Genomic DNA, 18,015 nt, shown 5'->3' with positions numbered 1-18,015 from the left:
AACGGCCAGGGTCCAGAAAGGCGTCGTAGTCCCGCGCTCGAACAGTCCGGCGCGGGCGTGGTCCCCGCTACTGGAGCTGTTAACAAGGAATTAGGTTGGGGACGCGGCTGGCGGGTGGCTTGCCTGCGAGCGCGGTGTGTCCGCGGTGGTGATTGTAGGAGTGCAGCCAGTCCGGGAATGCGTCGCGTCGTTCCTGCTCTGACCGGTAGGGCTTCGCGTAGGCCCATTCGTCGAGCAGGGTGCGGTTGAGGCGTTCGACCTTGCCGTTCGTCTGGGGTCGGTAGGGCCGGGTTCGCTTGTGGGCGATCCCGGCCAGAGCAAGTGCGTCGCGCCAGGTGCGGGACTTGTAGCAGGCGCCGTTGTCGGTCAGGACGCGCTCGACGGTGATCCCTGCGCTGGTGAAGTAGGCGTGGGCGCGGGTCCAGAAGGCGGTGGCGGTCTCTTTGCGCTCGTCGGTGAGGATCTCGCTGTAGGCGAGGCGGGAGTGGTCGTCGACGGCGGTGTGGATGTAGCTGTAGCCGGCCCCGGACCGCGTCTTGCGGCCGGCCTGCCGGCCCAGGGCCTTATGGCCTCCGCCGTCGGGGATGTTGCCGAGCTTCTTGATGTCCACATGCACCAGCTCGCCGGGCCTGTCCCGTTCGTAGCGGCGTATGGTCCGGCCGGTCGCGCGGTCCAGGTGCGTGAGGCGTGCCAGCCGGTAGCGGACGAGGACCCGGTGGACAGTGGAGGGCACCAGGCCCAGCAGGTGGGCGATGCGGGCCGGTCCCCAGCGGCGCAGGACCCTGACCTTGATGACCCGGCGTTCGGTGCGGGTCGGTGTCCGTCCGGGGCTGTTGTGCGGGCGGGAGGAACGGTCGGCCATCCCGGCTTCGCCGAACTGCCGGTAGCGCTCGGCCCATCGCCGGGCGGTCGTCGGTGAGACCTGGAACCGCTCGGCGGCCCGCCGCAACGGCCAGCGGTCCTCAACCACGCAGCGGGCCAGACGCAGCCGGCCGGTCTCGGTCAGGGGTGCATTACGGTGGACCACGAGGGCCTTTCTGGTCGGTGTAGACGTCGCAATCCACACCGAACCCGGAAGGCCCTCACCTGTTCAAGATCCCTCAGCCGAGACCTGCCTCACCCGCCCACAACCTCCCCGGACAGAACACCTAGCGCTGACCTGTAGCAGCTACGGCGCCTTGACGCCCAAGGCGAAGATGGAGTTCCTCTCTCAAGCCGCCAACGACGTGCGAGGCCACGGCAACGCTACTGCTGCCGCCTGGGTTCTCGGCAGGCGCGCGGAAGAAGCTGCGGCGGCCGGCGACGAGGTGGGGGCGCTCCAGGCGTTGGACCGAGCGCGCTTCGCTTACGATTTCGCTGACCACACGAGCGAGCAGCCATGGGTCAGGTTCGTGACCCCATACCGCATGGACTCGTTGGCCCTATCCGTGTACGGCCAGCTGAGGCGTCCCGAGCTCACGTCCACAGCTGACACCGCGGTCGACTGCCTCGGAGACGGACTACCGGACGGGGGCGTCGTGGTCCTCGGTGATCTCGCTTCGGCCCTACAGCGTGGGAGTGACGTCGACCAAGGCGTTTACGTGGCACGCCAGTTCGCTGCGGCGGCACAGGCCAAGCCCAACACCATGGGCAAGGAGCGGGCGGCGGCTATTGCAGCGTTGCTCCCTGACAGCGAGCAGGAACTCGCCGTTCATTTCCGGCGGTTCGCATCCTGATCCACCTCAGGTGGTACGCGGCGGGCTCAGCACACCAACGCTGTCCTACGCTCGGCCCGTCGCTCCTCAGTCCGATTCCGTCTCCTCGAAGACCCAGGACAGGTACGCCTCCGAGCCGCCGGTTACGGGCAGTGTGATCCATTGGGTGACGTCGTACGAGTGCTTCTCGTGCACCCACGCTTCTAGCGCGGGTAGACGGTCCGTCGTAGTCATGTACGAGATGCGCCACTCCTGCGCCGCCTCGACCTTCCCCTTCCACCAGTAGAAGGCGGTGATTGGCGCATCGATGTGAACGCCCGCTGCCAGCTTGCTCTCGACCGCACCTCGGGCCAGCATCTTCGCCTGCCCCTCGTCGTCGCTGGTCGTCTGCGCAATCACAATATCGTTGGCCATGCAACTACCTCTCCAACTCGGGTACCGCGACCTTACCCAGCCGTCCAGGGCACACCGAAAGCCGGTCGCTACTCCTCAAGGCGAGTGAGGCCCGACCACGACGTGTACCAGTCAGGCGGCGGCGGGCCATGCGGGGTGGGGCGTCGCTTCGGCACTGCGGTGGCAGGTTCTCTCATCAAGGAGGTCGTGCGGCTGCATGATGCAGTCGCTGGCGCCCCTTGCGCTTCACAAGCACACGACACGCGCCGCCTGATCGCGGGCCCTTCGCCCCGGCTGCCGGGTTTCCGTACGGCGCCGGGGCGGGCGGTGGATCCTGGTCATGGTGTCGGCACGTCTCACGGAGCGTCTGGCGGCAGAGCTATGACCGCCAGCGGGGACCAGTTGGGGACCACGCGGTGTGCGCGATAGTGCACGAGGGAGCCCTCTGCGCACATCCTGCGTCCTGATTAAGTCTGCTATATCCAGAAAATACCTCTGACGCTCACTCCTGGGGGTCAAGGGGTCGCAGGTTCAAATCCTGTCGTCCCGACGGTGCGAAGGGTCTTCGCAGGCGAGAGCCTGCGGGGGCCCTTTTTCGCGTGGGGTGTTTCCGGCTTCGAGGTTGAGCATGCCGCTCATCGGCACCTTTACTTGGAGGCAGGCGAAGACGCCCTTGCTGGACCTCGGCGGAGATGCCGCGTCGCCATGGAGCCGGTGCCGCTGCCGAGCGGGCGCAGGAGACCCATCAGCGGATGGGAGGCGACGAGTTCGCCGGACGGCGAGACGCCGGTGGTCCTGGCGGTGCTCTCGCGTGCCGCAGGACCGTGCGTGGCTGTGTCGTGGATGGCGCGCCCGCCTGATGAGCATGGCCGAGCCGATATAAGGCGACGTCTGCCCGTGCCAGGGGCGTGGGCAGACACCGGGGATGCGGGCGTCAGCTCAGTTGTCCACCGAGACCGCCCTCGGGGGCGATCTGGACGATGTGGGCGAGGTCTTCGGCAGTGGGCGTCAGGTCTGCCGCGGCAACGTTCTGCGCGACACGGCGCGGGTTGCCCGAACCCGGGATGGGGACGATGTAGTCCTTCTTCGCGAGCAGCCACGCCAGCGCCAACTGCGACAAGGTGACGCCCTTGTCCTGGGCGAACTTCGTCGGATCGCTGACGATGGCGATGTTCGCGTCGAAGTTCTCCGGCTGCCACCATGCCTGGGTCTGGCGGAAGTCGTTCGCGTCGTACTGGTCCCGGGGCCTGACCGCGCCGCTGAGGAATCCGCGTGCGAGCGGCGAGTAGGCGACGAAGCCGATACCGAGGTCCTCCAGGACGGGGAAGAGCGACTCGCGGTCGAGGGCGAAGATCGAGTACTGGTTCAGCAGAGCCGAGATCGGGTGCACTGCGAGGGCCCTGCGGATGGTGTCCTCGTCGGTGTTGGCGAGGCCGAGGTACTTGACCTTGCCGGCGGTGACGAACTCCTTCATCACTCCGACCACGTCCTCGATGGGAACGTCGGGGTCGGGCACGTGCTGGTAGAGCAGGTCGATCGTGTCGGTGTCGAGGTTGCGCAGGCTGTTGCCGACGGCTTCACGGACGTGTTCGGGCCGCGAGTCCGGTTCGGTCGCCTTGTTGAAGCCGAACTTGGTCGCGATCGTCACTTCGTCGCGGACCGGTGCCAGTGCGCGGTCGAGCAGTTTCTCGCCGTCTCCCCAGCCGTACATCGCGGCCGTGTCGAAGTGGGTCACGCCCAGTTCGTGGGCGCCCCGGACAGCTGCCACCGACTCGGTGTCCTCGGAGGGGCCGTAGCCGATCACGGTGCCCATCGCGCCGTAGCCGATCGCTGCTACAGCCAAGCCCTGGCTGCCCAGGGTCCTCTTCTCCACGAGTTGCTCCTCCATTCAAAACCGAACTGTTCGGTCAATCGTGATCAGTAGGGGAGTTCTGCCTGCCACTGGTCGCGGGGCTGGTGGTGCAGACCGAGGAAGGCCGCGGCGACGGCTTCGGCCGCGAAGCGGGGGTCGCCGCCGCCGATGTACCCGTCGATGGTGACGGTGGCCACGTGGACGTCGCTGTCCTGCTGCTGGGACAGGGCCTGGACGTAGTTGTGCAGGGCTGCTTTGCCGATCGACAGGGAGGTGTACTGCGGCGAGGGGGTCAAGGCGAGGGCGCCGCCGGTGAACAGCAGGCTGCCACGGCCGCCGTCCAGCAGCGGCCAGGATCAACCCACCCGGCGCACCGGGCCCCGGCATCCCGGCCCGGTGGGCAGTGTGGGACCTCGTCGAGGCGGCGGTCCGCACCGGCCGCGTGGACGAGGCTCGTGCCTACGTCGCCGCCGCGCAGCGAGCAGGCATCCACCTCATCTCCCCCCGCACAGCGCTGATCACGGCCGGGGCCGCGGCCGTGACTGCCGACGAGACAGAGGCCGGTCTCCAGTTCGAGGCAGCCCTGTCTCTGCCCCAAGCGGCCCGGTGGCCATGGGAACATGCACGCATCGAGCTCGCCTACGGACAATGGCTGCGCCGCACCCGTGACCCCCGTGCCCGTCTGTACCTGAGCGCCGCCCTGGAAACCTTCGACCGTATCGGCGCGAAAGCCATGGCCCACCGGGCCCGGGGCGAGCTACGCACCGCCGGCATCGCGACCCCATCCGTTCCCGACGCACCTACGGGGGGCGGCCGCCGTCACCATCGTCGGCCACGCGACGTCGCCGGGAAGGGCCTTCGCTCCCATGGGCGGGTCAGTCGGTGTCCTCGGGTACCGCGCTGAAGATGCTGATGAGTTCGTCGATCGGGTCCTGGCTGAAGCAGAGCTCGAGCCCCTCGGCGGACTCCCGGGCCTTCTCCTTGCTGCGGCGGAAGAGCGCTTCCTCGTAGACGGCAAGGGCCTTCTCGGTGTCGCCTTCGTGCTCGGCGAGGGCCTCGCCGAGTTCGGCGCCGTCCAGCATCGCCAGGTTGGCGCCCTCACCGGCGAACGGTGACATGACGTGTGCGGCGTCACCGAGCAGCGTGGTGCCGGGGACACGCTCCCAGCGGTGGCCGATGGGCAGGTTGTTGATCTTGCGTGGTACGAGGGCGGTGTCCGATGTCGCGAGCAGCGCCGTGAGGCTGTCGTCCCAGCCGTCGAACTGGGCGAGCACGGCTGCCTTGGCGGCTTCGGTGTCGCTGAAGTCGATGGCGTCGAGCCAGTCCTCGGCGACCCGCAGCGCGGTGTAGATGTGCAGGCTGCCGTCGGTCTGGTGGTGGGCGAAGAAGCCCTTGCCCTCGGCGAGCGCGAACAGCGCACCGTCTCCGACGACGGCCAGGCTGTCCGGGTGACGGGCGGCGGCGTCGAGGAGGTTGGTCTCGATGAAGGAAATGCCGGTGTAGGCGGGCCGGGCGTCCGAGACCAGGGGCCGGATACGGGACCAGGCCCCGTCGGCGCCGATGAGCAGATCGGCGGTGTGGGCGGTGCCGTCAGCGAAGGTGACCTCGTGCCGGCCGTCGCCCAGGGAGCGTGCAGCCGTGACCTTGTGGCCCCACCGGATCGTGGTCTCGGGCAGAGAGTCGAGCAGGAGGTCGCGCAGTTGGCCGCGGTCGACTTCGGGACGGTCTCCGGAGCCGTCGTCGGCCTCTTCCCAGTGGAGGGTGGCGTGCTTGTCGACTACGCGGGTGGCTTCGCCACCGGTGTGGACCAGCGCGCGGAAGCCGTCGTAGAGGCCGGCGGAGCGCAGGGCGACCTGACCGTTGTAGGTGTGGATGTCGAGCATGCCGCCCTGGGTGCGGGCACGCCGGCCGGCTTCCAGGTCGAAGACGACTGCTTCGATGCCCTTGGTGCGCAGGACGCGGGCCAGGGTCAGTCCGCCGAGTCCGGCGCCGACGATGGCGATGGGGTGGTGGGTGTTCATGGTGATTCCTTTCGCACCAGCCTGAGCCGGTGGCAGGGTCCCGGCACCTACGTGCCTGGGAGGATGTGAGGGAACGCCTGAGCGTCGCCCGGTGAGTGGGTCAGGCGGTCCTGACCGGTTCGGCCTTGGGCTTCGGCGGCTTCGGCGGCTGCGGCGCGCTGCCGGGCTTGCCGCGCAGTGGGACTTCCTCGATGAACACCGCGGCGGCGAAGGCGGCTGCGGCGCAGAGGGCGCCGACCAGGAAGATCTGCTGGGTGCCGTGGGCCACCGCGTGCAGGTAGGCGTCCTTGGCCGCCCGGACACCCCCTCGGTGGCCGAGGTGTCCGTGCGGCCGCCCTCGGCCGGAGCGCCTGCGTGGCCCTGGACGGCGCGGGTGAACAGGGACCCGAGGACCGCGACGCCGAGCGAACCGCCCAGGGTGCGGAAGAGGCCGGTGGCCGCGGAGGCGGCGCCCATGTCCCGCAGCTCGACAGCGTTCTGGGCGATGGTGTTGGCCATCTGGATGGTGAAGCCGGTGCCTATGCCGACCAGCACCATGTAGGCGCTGGTGGTGAAGCGGGAGGTGGTGGTGTCCATGGTGGACAGCAGCCCCATGCCGATGGCGAGTGAGGCGGCACCCACGACGGGGAAGATCCTGTACTTGCCGGTCCTCGTCATCACCTTGCCCGCGACCAGGGACGCGGCGACGGTGCCGGCCATCATCGGAAGCAGCAGAAGCCCGGAGTTGGAGGCGGACGCGCCCTGCACACTCTGCTGGTACAGCGGCAGGTACAGCGTGCCGCCGAACATGGCCACACCGGCGACGATCAGCAGCACGGCGGAGATCGGGAAGTTTCGGTGGCCGGTGAAGATCCGCGGCGGCAGCAGAGGTTCGTCGGTCCGCTTCTGGGACGCGATGAAGGCTGCGAGGAGCGGTACGGCGGCTGCGCCGAGCGACACGGACCCAGCGGGTGTTCTTCGGCACGACGGACGTGTCGTCGGCCGCGGGTGTGGTGGATGCGGACATGGCAGCTCACCTCTTTCGGAAACGGGGGGAGGTGGACACCATTCACCGTAACGAACATGTTCGGGACGAACAAGTTCGTCAGCGGGTGTGGGTGGGCGTGGGCCTTGCTCAGGACGATCGGCGTACCGACCGGGCTCGGCGATCGGTGCAGTCCGGACCTCTGGGGAACTACGGCGGCGGCGATGCCGGCCAGTCCCGGCCGGTCGAGCGGCGTCACGAGGTAAGAGCGGAGGATCGCCTTCCCCTGCTCGACCGGAGGCGGGTCGGGGCTGTCCTGGACCTGCCTCCGGTGCCGTGTCGATCATCGGGGCGAGCGGAGTTCGTTACGGGCCCCTGCTCGCTGTGGCGCAGACGCACGCCGCTCACGGCCGGCCCCTGTGGGCACCGTGAACTCGCGCCGAAATGAACCCAGCCGGCTGCCGCGTGACTCGCGCGCATGGGGCCGCCTAGGAGGTCAGGATGTGACGCGTGGTGTGTGCAGGATGCCGTTGAGGAGCATGTGGATCTGCCACGTCCGACGCGTCTGCGGAGTCCCCGACAGCAGCTCGGAACCGAGCGCGGCGACGTGGGGCGTATCGGCCGCGGAGGCGTTCTCCACGGCGGCGGCGACCGCGTTCCACTCCTCCTCGGAGTCGGGCGAGCCGTCCCGCCCGGCGTGCTCGGCCGCACTGGCGGTGGCCATCTGAAGCAGTACGTCCACGCCCCAGGCTGCTTGGCCGTTCGGTACGCCACCCAGGCTGAGCAGCGCCAGCAGCGCCTCCAGCAGGTTCAGATAGTTGGGGCCCGAAGGCCGGGCGACCAGTGCGGCCCTGGCGAGGCTCGGGTACTGGTAGAGGAGATCGCTGTAGGAAGCGAGAACGGCCTCGATCCGCGCGCGCCAGTCCCCGTCCCCGGCGGCCGGCCCCAAGTCGACCTCGCCCAGCAGTTCGTCGAGGATCGCCGCATGCAGCTCGGCAGTGTTGGCCACGTACACGTACAGCGAGGCCGGGCCGGTGTCGAGCTCCTTGGCCAGCCGGCGCATCGTGACCCGCTCCAGCCCCTCCGCACGCATGACCCGGACCGCGGTCGCGACGATCCCGTCACGGGTCAGGGCCGGCTTGGCCGGGCGCTCCCGGCGGCTGAGGGGCTGAGATCGGGCAGTCATGCCACGAGCCTACCGAACATGTTCGTACACAGGCCCGAGCTTCGCTGCTGCTGTGTTGGCGCAGACGTTGTCGCACGGTCCGGCCGGTGTACTCGGCGACGAAATCGTCAACAATTTGGTCGACAAGTATTGCGCCCAGTTTGCCGGAAGGCTACGTTCCTGCGCCGTACAGCCATTGTCGAGGTGGAGCGGCCCGTCGGTCCTCCCCGCCGTCATGGCGTCCCGCACGCTTTCCGATCCGGCGACCGAACGGAGATCCGAGCATGCTCCAGCTGTTCCGATGGTGGAGGGGGAAGTCGGCGGCCTTCCTGGCCACCCTCGCCGCCACCGTGGCGCTCGTGACCGGTGCGAGTCTGGCGCTCGCCTACGGCGCGACCGGCGATGCGCAGGCCGCCGACTCGAGCTCGGCGAACGCCACGACGACCAGCAGCACGTCCTCCGGGATCGCACCGGCCGTGTCCTGCTCCGGGATGGCCCAGCTGGACCTGGCGAGCGCGGTCCCCGGCGTCCCCTTCGAGATCACCTCGGCCGCCGAACTCGCCGCGAGCGGCAACACGCTCGGCAACTGGGCCGCCTGTGATGTGAAGGGCGTGATCGCCCCGCAGATCCACTTCGAGATCAAGCTCCCCGAGACCGGCTGGCAGGCCAACTACCTCCAGGTCGGGTGCGGCGGCCTGTGCGGCAACACCAACGTCACCAACGCGCCCGCCTCGACCGGCTGCGTCCCGCTGACCACCGGCGCCTTCGCCGTCGCCTCCAGCGACGAGGGCCACTACCAGGGCGGCGGGCTCTTCTCCAGCGACCCGACGCTGCGCGCCGACTTCGGCTACAAGTCCGACCACGAGCTGGTCCAGGCGTCCAAGGCCATCATCGAGAAGTACTACGGGCAGGCGGTCACGCACTCCTACTTCGACGGCTGCTCGCAGGGCGGCCACCAGGCACTGACCGAGGCACAGCGTTATCCGACCGACTTCGACGGCATCATCGCCGGCGCCCCGGCCAACAACTTCACCGCGCTGAACACCTTCTCGCACGCCTGGACCGCCCAGTCCGTGTACCTCGACGGCGGCCCGGCCACCCTCACCAACGCCGACCTCGCGGACCTGCACAAGGCCGTGCTCAAGGGCTGCGGTGCGCCTGCCGACGGGATCATCGCGGACCCGCTCAGCTGCACCTGGGACCCGGCCACCATCCAGTGCAAGGCCGGACAGACCTCGACGTCCGACGCCTACTGCCTGACCGCCGACCAGGTCACCACCCTGCGCCGGATCTACGCGGGCCCCACCGACGAGCACGGCAAGCTGCTCTACCCGGGCTACCAGCTGCGCGGCTCCGAGCTGAACTGGGCCGGGATCATCACCCCGGCGACCGCCACCGGCGCCTCCGGCGACATCGGCTTCGTCCGCGAGACCCTGCGCTACCAGATCTTCGACTCCCCGCAGCCGGCCCTGACGTACAAGGACATCAAGTTCACGGCCGCCTATTACAAGAAGGTCATGCAGCCCAACGAGGGGATGTACGACGCCACCGACCCCGACCTCAGGGCGTTCAAGAAGGCCGGTGGCAAGCTGATCCTCTGGCACGGACTGGGCGACCAGCACATCCCGGCGGTCGGAACCATGGCCTACTACAAGGCCGTTGAGAAGGTCATGGGCGGCGAGGCGGCCACCAAGAGCTTCGCCCGGCTGTTCCTGCTCCCCGGCGTCGCGCACTGCGGCGGCGGCCAGGGCCCGGACACCTTCGACGCGCTGACCGCGATCACCGACTGGGTCACCCAGGGCGACGCCCCGGACAGCCTGACGACCAAGTCGGTCGACAGCAGCGGGAGCACCACCGCGTCCCGCCCGGTCTACCCCTTCCCGTACTACGCCAAGAACACCACGGGCGGCTCGGCCACCGACCCGGGCAGCTACACCCCCGTCAAGTCCACCGCGGAGGCCGGCCTGAAGCTCGACTGGCTCGGTTCCTTCCGCTCCGGCTACGAGACCGTCGGCAACTGGGTCGGTGGCAAGTGGCTCATCACCAAGGGCAAGTCCTGACACCGGTCCACCCCGAGCGGTGACACCGTCGCGGCTCCCCTTTCGGACGGGGGCCGCGACGGCGTCGGAGACGGGAGCCGCTCACGTCACCTGCGCCGGGTCACTGGGGTGGCGGGTCAGCGGCACCGTGTCGACCGTGCTCCGGCCGGCCATCGGGAGGGACCGCAGGATCTCCCGCAGCCGGCCGGCCCCGGGCGCCTGCCACAGGCCGATGCCCCGGCCCCCGCCCGGCAGCGTCCACAGGCGGATCAGATGGCCCCCGGCGGCCATGTCGCGTACGCGCTTCGACTCCGCCGGGCTCCCGGGCCCCGTTCCGGACGGCATGTCCGCGACGAACGTGACCAGGTACTCCTCGCTGTCCGCCGCGATCGGGACCTCGCCCCGGCCCGGATCGGCGGGGTGCGGGGCGAGCTCGGCGGGGACGTCGGTCCGCCAGACGCGCAACGGCATCGCGGCGAGCGTGCGCTCCAGGGCGTCCGGGCCCTCGTCGTCGAACAGGCCGATCGAGCGCCATTCACCCGGCCCCAGCGGCGGCCGCCACAGCCGCAGCAGGCGCCTCCGCGCGGCGAGTTCGCGGCTGTGCGCCGCCTCCCGTGCCCGGACCTCGGCCACCTCCCGCTCCGTCGTGCCGTCCGGCACCCGGGTGGTCATCGTGACCAGGTACTCCATCTCGGCCCTCCTCGGTGGTCGGCCCTTCCAGGATCGGCCCGGCCGATTCCCCGCGCCCCTTCGGCGTCCGGCCGGAGTACTCTGGCGAGCGATAGTTTGAACTCTCAAACATTCGCTCATCGGAGAACGTCATGCGCGTCGCGATCACCGGATCCACCGGACTCATCGGTTCCGCCCTCACCCGCTCCCTCCTCACCGGCGGCCACCGCGTGCTGCGTCTGACGCGCGGCCGGACCGCGTCGCAGCCGGCCGACGGCAGCGAATCCGCCTCCTGGGAGCCCGGCGCCCGGCTGGACCCGGCAGTCCTGGACGGTGTCGACGCCGTGGTGCACCTGGCCGGAGCCGGGATCGGCGACCGGCGCTGGACCGAGACGTACAAGCAGGAGATCCGGCTCAGCCGCCTCCAGGGGACGCGCACCGTCGCCGAGGCCTGCGCCGAGGCCGCCGAGCCGCCCCGGGTACTGGTCTCGGCCTCGGCCACCGGCTACTACGGCGACACCGGCGACCGCGTGGTCACGGAGGCCGACCCGGCCGGGAGCGACTTCCTGGCCTCCGTCTGTGTGGGCTGGGAGGCCGCCGCCGCGCCGGCCGAACGGGCCGGTGTCCGGGTCGTCCACCCGCGTACCGGTCTCGTGGTCTCCGCCGACGGCGGTGCCTGGGGCAAGCTCTTCCCGCTCTTCCGGTTCGGTCTCGGCGGCAGGCTCGGTTCCGGCGACCAGTTCTGGCCCTTCATCTCCCTGCCCGACCACATCGCCGCGCTCCGCCACGTGATCGACCACGCGGACATCGCCGGACCGGTCAACTTCACGGCCCCCGAACCGCTGACGAACCGTGAGATCACCCGTGCGACGGGCCGGATCCTGCACCGGCCCACCCTCGCCGCGGTCCCCGCCTTCGCACTGAGGGCCGTCCTCGGCGAGTTCTCCGTGGGGATCACCGCCAGCTGCCGTGCCGTGCCCGCGGGCCTGCTGAAGACGGGCTTCGCCTTCCGGCAGCCCGGCATCGACGACGCCCTTCGCGCGGCCCTGCGGAAGGGGTAGGCGACCGGCACGACCCCGCTCGGCTCCCCGGTGGTCGCCGCGATCTCCCGGGTTAACCCGTCGTTATGTGCCCGAACCGTCCGGAGGGATCCGCATCCGAGCCGTCCCCCGTCGCGGGGGCGCGGGCGAGGACGCTGACGCTGGCTCTTCGGCAGGCGGCGGCGAGTGTCGGGGGAGTGGGCGCCCTGCTGCACCGGTGGGACCGGCGTGAGCGAGCTGGTCGGCAACGTCGTCCGGCACGCCAAGGGCCCCATGCGGCTACGGCTGCTCCGCAGCCGCATCCTGACCTGCGAGGTCTACGACGGCAGCCTCAGCACCCCGCGCATCCGGCACGCCACCTACACCGACGAGGGCGGCCGCGGTCTCCCGTTGGTCGCCGCCCTGTCGCGGCGCTGGGGCGCCCGCTACCTCAGCGACTCCAAGTGCATCTGGGCCGAGCAGGACATCCCAAGCGTCACCAGCCGGGTCGGCGCCGCCTCCTGAGCGGGTCGGTTCCATGAGTGACATGTCTGAGGTGAGAGGTATTAGTTGACCTGTCAATGTGGAGCTACCGTGAAGGCATGGGCCTTCGCCACGCACTCCTCGGTCTCCTGGCCGACCGACCCGCCAGCGGCTACGACCTGCTGAAGCTCTTCGACACCTCGCTGGCCCATGTCTGGCCGGCCACCCAGAGCCAGTTGTACGGGGAGCTGAACCGGCTGGCGGCGGCCGGGCCGTCCCCGGCGGTCCTCAGCCCACGCAGCCCACATGCGCCAGGGCCTGCTTCAGGAGCACGCCGTGACCGCCGGGCATCTCGCTCTGCACGGCCTCGGAGACCGCGTCCCGCGGGCTGAACCACACCAAGTCCAGGGCGTCCTGGCGGGGCCGGCAGTCACCGGTCACCGGCACGATGTAGGCCAGCGACACCGCGTGCTGCCGCGGGTCGTGGTACGGCGTGACGCCCAGCGTCGGGAAGTACTCGGCCACCGTGAACGGCTGCAGGGAGGCCGGCACCCGGGGCAGTGCGACCGGGCCGAGGTCCTTCTCCAGGTGGCGCAACAGGGCGTCGCGGACCCGCTCGTGGTGCAGGACACGGCCGGAGACGAGGGTCCGGCTGACCGTTCCGTCCGGGCCGATGCGGAGCAGCAGTCCGATGCTGGTGACTTCGCCGCTGTCGTCCACGCGCACGGGCACGGCCTCCACGTACAGGATCGGCATACGGGCGCGAGCCATCTCCAGCTCGTCGGAGGACAGCCAACCGGGCGTGGTTTCGGTCATGTCAGACATTGCTTGATCATACTTTCCGGGTGGGGCGCGCGCTCAGTCGCGGCCGGGGTCCGATACGGGAAGTCCGTAGAGGCGACGGGCGTTGTCACGTCCTGTCCAGGCGGCGATCCTCACTGCGTCGGCGGGGCTCAGTTCGTCGGCGTCCACCCGCTCCTGGAGCAGTCCGGCCAGCCCCTGCCGGAAGGACAGGGCGCCGAGATGGTGGAACTCGGACACACCATAAGCGTCAGAGCTGTACAGCAGTTTGCGGAACGGGGTGATCTCCATCGCCTCCGCCAGCACCGAACCCGCCCGGGCCGGGCCCACATAGTGCAGGGTGAGCCCGACGTCGAGGTGCACATGCTCGAACACCGTGGCCAGATAGGCGGCTTGGCGCTGGTACGGCCAGCAGTGCAGCAGCAGTACCGGGACGGTGCCGGCGGTCAGCCGCAGCCAGTCGGTGAGCAGGGCCGGGTCCGCCAGGTGCAGCCGCAGGTCCGAGTCCCCGAAACCGGCGTGGAGTTGGAGCGGCAGCCCGAGGGCGACGGCGGTCCACAGCAGGTGGCGCATCAGCACCGGGTCCGTGAGCCTGCCGCCCCGCGCGAACCACAGCGCGGCCGCCCGGGTCACCTCGGAGTACGTCGGCCGCGCCGGATCCAGGTCGAAGCCGGTGCGGTAGGCGGCGACCGACTTGACCGCGATCACCCCCGGCCGCCGTACCGCCTCCTCGGCCGCCGCCCGGAACGCGGCCGCGTACTCGCCGGCGTCGATGCCCCGCGCGGCCACCTCCTCGGCGATGCTCTCCAGCCGGACCACCTCGTAGGCGGCGGCGCCGGACGCGTCCGCGAGGTCGGCGGGCGAGGTGACCGGGTGCGGGGCGTAGCCGGTGTCCACGCAGAACGTCTCCGCGTGCGCGGCCGTGAGGAACCGGCGGTTGACCTCCTGCCAGCCGAGTTCGGCGCGGCGCGCCAGGTAGTCGGCGGCGGGCGCGTGCCGCTCCAGGTCGAGCAGGGGCGCGCAGTGCCGTCGTACGGCCACCCCGACCGGACTGTCGAACGGTGACACGCCCGGCCGGACCGTGCCCTCGGTGAGCAGCGACTCGAACTCCGCCGGGCCGAGGTCGGCGGTGACCGCTCCGTGGCAGTGGTGGTCGACGAGGGGGAGCGCGTCGAGAGTCTCCTGGACCGGTCCCGCCATCAGTACTTCCAGCGGTAGGCCGCCGCCACCCCGGCGTCGTCGAGCCCGGCGACGGCCGCCGTCTCGCCTTCGCGTACGGCGACCACCGCGTCCGCGAGGACCGGGCCGAGGGCCATGCGCACCACCTTGTCCTCGCGGAACGCGTCCACGGCCTGCGCCAGCGAGGTCGGCAGCCGTCGTACGCCCCGGGCCACCGCCTCGTCCGGGATCAGCCGGGCCGGGTCGTCGACGACCTCCTCGGGGAGGGCCGCGCCCGAGACGAACCCGTCGAGTCCCGCGGCGATGACGCAGCCGAGGGCGAGATACGGGTTGGCGGCCAGGTCGGCCGGTTTGACCTCAAGATTGGCGTCCTGGCTCTGGCGGCCGGTCGTGCCCGTGATGACCCGGACGCCGGTCTCCCGCGTCTCCCGGCCCCAGGCCGTGAACGCCCCCGCCCACTGGGAGGGTTTGAGTCGCAGATAGCTGGCCGGGCTCGGCGCGATCACCGCCGTCAGCGCGGGCAGATGGGTCAGCAGCCCGGCCACGAAGGACTCGGCCTCGCCCGTCATGCCGTACCGGCCGTCGCCCCCGGCGTGCAGATTGACCCCGTGACGCCAGACGGAGAGGTGGAGGTGGCCGCCGTTGCCGACGCCGCGTTCGGTGACGGCCGGGGAGAAGGAGGCCCGCAGGCCGTGCCGCTGCGAGACCGCGCGGATGGTCTGCCGTACCAGGACGCTCTGGTCGGCCGCGGCCACCGGATCCAGCGCGTCGGTGGAGAGCTCGAACTGGCCGGGGGCGTACTCGGGATGGAACTGGGCGACCGGCACCTGCTGCGCGTCCAGAGCCGCGAGCAGGTCGGACGCGTAGTCGCTCAGCTCGATCTGCCGGGCGGCGCCGTACGCCGGGCCCTGGGCCGCCGGGGCGAACTCGTCGGCCGGGGCTGCGGCCCGGCCCAGCGCCCACTCGATCTCGACGCCCGCCTTGAAGGTGAGGCCGAGCCGTTCCTCGGCGTCGGCGACGGTCCGGCGCAGGAAGGTGCGGCTGCACCCCGGGTGCCGGTGGCCCTCCTGGGTGATCCGGTCGACGGGGGCCCAGGCCCAGCCGGGCTGTGCGGCCAGCACCACCAGACGGTCCAGGTCCGGGTAGAGGCGCAGATCGCCGTCGGGCGAGCCGAGGACGTCGGTGCGCACGATCGCGTCGTTCGCCAGGAAGGTGTCGAACACCGGGGACATGCCGACGCCCCACGCCACCGCCTGCTGGAGCCGCTGCCAGGGGACCGTCTTCACCCGGCAGATCCCGGCGGTGTCCACGTAGGCCAGCACGATCGCCCGCACGCCCTGCGCGGACAGCTCATGGGCGAGGGCATGCGCCCGGGGGAGATCACCGGGGCGCCCGCCGGGCACGGGGTCGACAAGGGGTGGCATACGACGTCCTCCTCGACGGGCTCGGATGCACACGTCCCGGTCAGGGTTTCACGGCGACCGTGCCGAACTGCGGCACCGGCGCCGGGGAGTCGGCCCCGGCGCGGCGCGCCACTGCGAGCACCGAAACCGGGCCCGGCGCCGGCGGATCGATCCCGTCGAGGAAGCCGGCGATCCCGGCGCGGCTCCGGGCGGCGGTCGGCGGGGTGGCGTGGCCGTTCCAGAGCCGCGTCGCCGCGACGTTGCCCTGGCCGCCCACCTCCGCGTCGGCCGAACGCCGTCGGCCGACATGGTGCCGTCCGGTGATCGCGCCGTCACAGGAATCCCCCCGACCGTTTCCGGTCCCGTCAGCCGTATGAGGGACACTGGTGTGCGAATGCCGTCCCCCACCGGAAGCAGGACATGCCCGTCTCGCCCGCGTCCCTCCTCGCCACGCCCGGCCTCCCCGCCGGTCCCGCCGACATCCGCCTCGTCGTCACCGACATGGACGGCACGCTCCTCGACGACGAGAAGCGCATCCCCGAGGGACTGTGGCCGATGCTGGCCGAACTGCGCCGCCGCGGTGTGCTGTTCAGCCCGGCGAGCGGCCGCCAGTACGCCACCCTGGCCCGGCAGTTCGCGGACGTCGCCGACGGCATGGTGTTCATCGCGGAGAACGGCACCTATGTGGTGCGCGACGGCGTCGAGCTCAGCTCGGACGTCCTGGACCCGGCCGTCGCCGGCGGTCTCGCCCGGACCGTACGGCGGCTGGTCGCCGACGGCGTCGACGTGGGTGCCGTGGTCTGCGGCAAGCGGTCCGCGTACGTGGAGCGCACGGACGAGGCGTTCCTCGCCGAGGTCCGCCGCTACTACGTCGAACACCGGGTCGTCGACGACCTCACCGCCGTCGACGACGACGTGATCAAGGTCGCGCTCTTCGACTTCGGCCCGGCCGAGCGCACCACCGCCCCGGCGCTGGCCGACTTCGCCGCCACCCACCAGGTCGTGGTCTCCGGCGAGCACTGGGTCGACGTGATGAACCGCACCGCGAACAAGGGCACCGCCCTGCGCGGTCTCCAGCGCGAGCTGGGCATCACCCCCGCCCAGACCATGGTCTTCGGCGACTACCTGAACGACCTGGAGATGCTCGACGCCGCCGACTGGTCCTTCGCCATGGCCAACGCCCACCCGGACGTCATCCGCCGGGCCCGCCATCTCGCCCCGTCCAACAACGACAACGGCGTGCTGCGCACCGTCGCCCGGATCCTGGGCCTCTGAGCCGACTCGGGTCCGGGCGCTCCCTGGACCGCTGGTGGCCGGTGGAGCCGACGACGATGCGGGCGGCACCGTCGGCGGCCGGCGCGTTCACGGTGCGGCGCTCATGGCCTGACCAGGCGGTCCTGCTCCACCGGGGGTGTGCCGTCGTGCCAGGGCAGGGGCTTGCCGAAGCGGACCAGCTCGCCGTAGAGGGCGGGGTCGACGTGGTCGGCGAAGACCAGGTCGAGGACGGCGCCGGCGGCGTCGGCGGGGGACTGGGCCTGGCTGTAGTCGCTGAACCAGGGGCGGGAGGTGGCGGTGTCGACCATGCCGGGGCAGACCGAGGCGATCAGGGTGCCGGAGGTCAGGTCCTGTTCCCGGCGTTCGGCGGCGAGGGCGCGTACGGCGGCGACCTGGGCCACCTTCGACGGCACGTTCAGCCACACGGGCCAGCCCGCCTCCGTGGCGGTGTGCTGGTGGACGGCGCTGCGCCAGGACTCCACGGCGTACTCGACCTGGTCGAGGGTGGCGCCGTCGAACAGGTGGTGCAGCCGGGGGTCGAGGTGGCCGAGCGTGCCGAGCGAGCTGGCGACCACCAGCAGCCGGCCGCCCGGGCGCAGGACGGGACCGAAGGAGCGCAGGATCGCGTGGGTGGCGGTGTTGGAGACGTCGATGAACTCGTCGGCCCGCTCGGACTGCGACTCGTCGGGCAGTACCCGGGCGACCGCGTTGGACACGACGATGTCCACCCCGCCGTAGCGGGCGCGGAGCTCGTCGGCGAGACGGGCGACGGCGTCGGTGTCGGTGACGTCCAGGACCCGGCCCTCGACCCGGGCGCGGGTGCCGGGCAGCCGGGCGACCTCGACGGCGGCGTCCGTCACCCGCCGCTGGTCGCGACCGGTGAGCAGGACCAGGTCGTCCGGGGTCAGCCGGGCGGCCAGGCCTTCGACGAGGGCGCGGCCGAGTCCTTGGTTGGCGCCGGTCACCAGGGCGATACGGGAAATCTTCATGCCCACAACGCTAGGAACGCCAGGTCCATGAGTCCAACGAAAGTCCGGCACAGGTGGTATGCGTAAACG

The 18,015-nt window shown here is 70.8% G+C and carries 15 protein-coding genes and 4 pseudogenes; 6 read left to right on the top strand and 13 right to left on the bottom strand.

Annotated elements, in window-relative coordinates; genetic code table 11:
- Positions 1-79 precede the first annotated feature (79 nt).
- On the bottom strand, positions 80-1,027 hold the full coding sequence (locus tag AB0D59_RS04945; RefSeq protein WP_362560836.1) for an IS481 family transposase: 948 nt from the start codon (positions 1,025-1,027) through the stop codon (positions 80-82).
- Between the two features lie 121 nt (positions 1,028-1,148).
- On the opposite strand from AB0D59_RS04945, the pseudogene AB0D59_RS04940 reads away from it, so the two are divergent.
- Positions 1,149-1,715 (top strand): annotated as a pseudogene (locus AB0D59_RS04940) (transcriptional regulator); the annotation flags it as partial.
- Positions 1,716-1,781: 66 nt separating this feature from the next.
- Here the strand turns inward: AB0D59_RS04940 and cutA are convergent.
- The 6 genes and pseudogenes from cutA to AB0D59_RS04910 all read right to left on the bottom strand — a co-directional run bounded on the left by cutA (position 1,782) and on the right by AB0D59_RS04910 (position 8,110).
- Complete coding sequence (gene cutA, locus AB0D59_RS04935; protein ID WP_362560833.1) at positions 1,782-2,108, bottom strand: divalent-cation tolerance protein CutA; 327 nt, start codon at positions 2,106-2,108, stop codon at positions 1,782-1,784.
- A 913-nt stretch (positions 2,109-3,021) separates the two neighbouring features.
- Positions 3,022-3,960: an aldo/keto reductase gene (locus tag AB0D59_RS04930; RefSeq protein WP_362560831.1), complete on the bottom strand. Its 939-nt coding sequence runs from the start codon at positions 3,958-3,960 to the stop codon at positions 3,022-3,024.
- Between the two features lie 44 nt (positions 3,961-4,004).
- Entirely contained in the window at positions 4,005-4,235 is a 231-nt protein-coding gene (locus tag AB0D59_RS04925; RefSeq protein WP_362560828.1) for a hypothetical protein, read from the bottom strand.
- A gap of 579 nt (positions 4,236-4,814) precedes the next feature.
- Entirely contained in the window at positions 4,815-5,960 is a 1,146-nt protein-coding gene (locus tag AB0D59_RS04920; RefSeq protein ID WP_362560886.1) for an NAD(P)/FAD-dependent oxidoreductase, read from the bottom strand.
- 459 nt (positions 5,961-6,419) lie between these two features.
- Positions 6,420-7,271: pseudogene (locus AB0D59_RS04915) on the bottom strand (MFS transporter); the annotation flags it as partial.
- Between the two features lie 149 nt (positions 7,272-7,420).
- Complete coding sequence (locus AB0D59_RS04910) at positions 7,421-8,110, bottom strand: TetR/AcrR family transcriptional regulator (RefSeq protein ID WP_362560826.1); 690 nt, start codon at positions 8,108-8,110, stop codon at positions 7,421-7,423.
- A gap of 263 nt (positions 8,111-8,373) precedes the next feature.
- Here AB0D59_RS04910 and AB0D59_RS04905 point away from each other — a divergent pair, with 263 nt between their 5' ends.
- Complete coding sequence (locus AB0D59_RS04905; protein ID WP_362560824.1) at positions 8,374-10,149, top strand: tannase/feruloyl esterase family alpha/beta hydrolase; 1,776 nt, start codon at positions 8,374-8,376, stop codon at positions 10,147-10,149.
- Positions 10,150-10,230: 81 nt separating this feature from the next.
- On the opposite strand, the gene AB0D59_RS04900 is transcribed toward AB0D59_RS04905, so the two are convergent.
- Positions 10,231-10,818: a muconolactone Delta-isomerase family protein gene (locus tag AB0D59_RS04900; RefSeq protein ID WP_362560821.1), complete on the bottom strand. Its 588-nt coding sequence runs from the start codon at positions 10,816-10,818 to the stop codon at positions 10,231-10,233.
- A gap of 131 nt (positions 10,819-10,949) precedes the next feature.
- Here AB0D59_RS04900 and AB0D59_RS04895 point away from each other — a divergent pair, with 131 nt between their 5' ends.
- The 3 genes and pseudogenes from AB0D59_RS04895 to AB0D59_RS04885 form a co-directional block, all read left to right on the top strand.
- Positions 10,950-11,858, top strand: a complete 909-nt coding sequence (locus tag AB0D59_RS04895) for a TIGR01777 family oxidoreductase (protein ID WP_362560820.1) — start codon at positions 10,950-10,952, stop codon at positions 11,856-11,858.
- Positions 11,859-12,065: 207 nt separating this feature from the next.
- Positions 12,066-12,341: pseudogene (locus AB0D59_RS04890) on the top strand (ATP-binding protein); the annotation flags it as partial.
- Positions 12,342-12,418: 77 nt separating this feature from the next.
- Positions 12,419-12,571: pseudogene (locus AB0D59_RS04885) on the top strand (PadR family transcriptional regulator); the annotation flags it as partial.
- A gap of 16 nt (positions 12,572-12,587) precedes the next feature.
- Here AB0D59_RS04885 and AB0D59_RS04880 read toward each other — a convergent pair.
- Genes AB0D59_RS04880 through AB0D59_RS04865 form a run of 4 tightly spaced genes read right to left on the bottom strand, consistent with a single transcriptional unit; the run spans position 12,588 to position 15,959 of the window.
- Positions 12,588-13,115 (bottom strand): NUDIX hydrolase family protein, encoded by a 528-nt coding sequence (locus tag AB0D59_RS04880; protein ID WP_362560884.1) that lies wholly within the window; start codon positions 13,113-13,115, stop codon positions 12,588-12,590.
- Positions 13,116-13,157: 42 nt separating this feature from the next.
- Positions 13,158-14,303 (bottom strand): amidohydrolase family protein, encoded by a 1,146-nt coding sequence (locus AB0D59_RS04875; protein ID WP_362560883.1) that lies wholly within the window; start codon positions 14,301-14,303, stop codon positions 13,158-13,160.
- A complete protein-coding gene (locus tag AB0D59_RS04870) occupies positions 14,300-15,703 on the bottom strand; it encodes a glutamine synthetase family protein (protein ID WP_362560818.1) in 1,404 nt (467 codons plus the stop codon). Before AB0D59_RS04870 ends, AB0D59_RS04875 begins: the two co-directional genes overlap by 4 nt.
- A gap of 40 nt (positions 15,704-15,743) precedes the next feature.
- Positions 15,744-15,959: a hypothetical protein gene (locus tag AB0D59_RS04865; protein WP_362560817.1), complete on the bottom strand. Its 216-nt coding sequence runs from the start codon at positions 15,957-15,959 to the stop codon at positions 15,744-15,746.
- Positions 15,960-16,102: 143 nt separating this feature from the next.
- On the opposite strand from AB0D59_RS04865, the gene AB0D59_RS04860 reads away from it, so the two are divergent.
- On the top strand, positions 16,103-16,957 hold the full coding sequence (locus AB0D59_RS04860) for a Cof-type HAD-IIB family hydrolase (protein WP_362560815.1): 855 nt from the start codon (positions 16,103-16,105) through the stop codon (positions 16,955-16,957).
- Positions 16,958-17,058: 101 nt separating this feature from the next.
- On the opposite strand, the gene AB0D59_RS04855 is transcribed toward AB0D59_RS04860, so the two are convergent.
- Positions 17,059-17,946, bottom strand: a complete 888-nt coding sequence (locus tag AB0D59_RS04855) for an SDR family NAD(P)-dependent oxidoreductase (RefSeq protein ID WP_362560814.1) — start codon at positions 17,944-17,946, stop codon at positions 17,059-17,061.
- Positions 17,947-18,015: the final 69 nt, after the last annotated feature.

Source organism: Streptomyces sp. NPDC048417 (assembly GCF_040651615.1).
Lineage (GTDB): Bacteria > Actinomycetota > Actinomycetes > Streptomycetales > Streptomycetaceae > Streptomyces.
The sequence above is the reverse complement of the archived record's forward strand: the minus strand, read 5'-3'. Positions and strand labels throughout refer to the sequence as shown.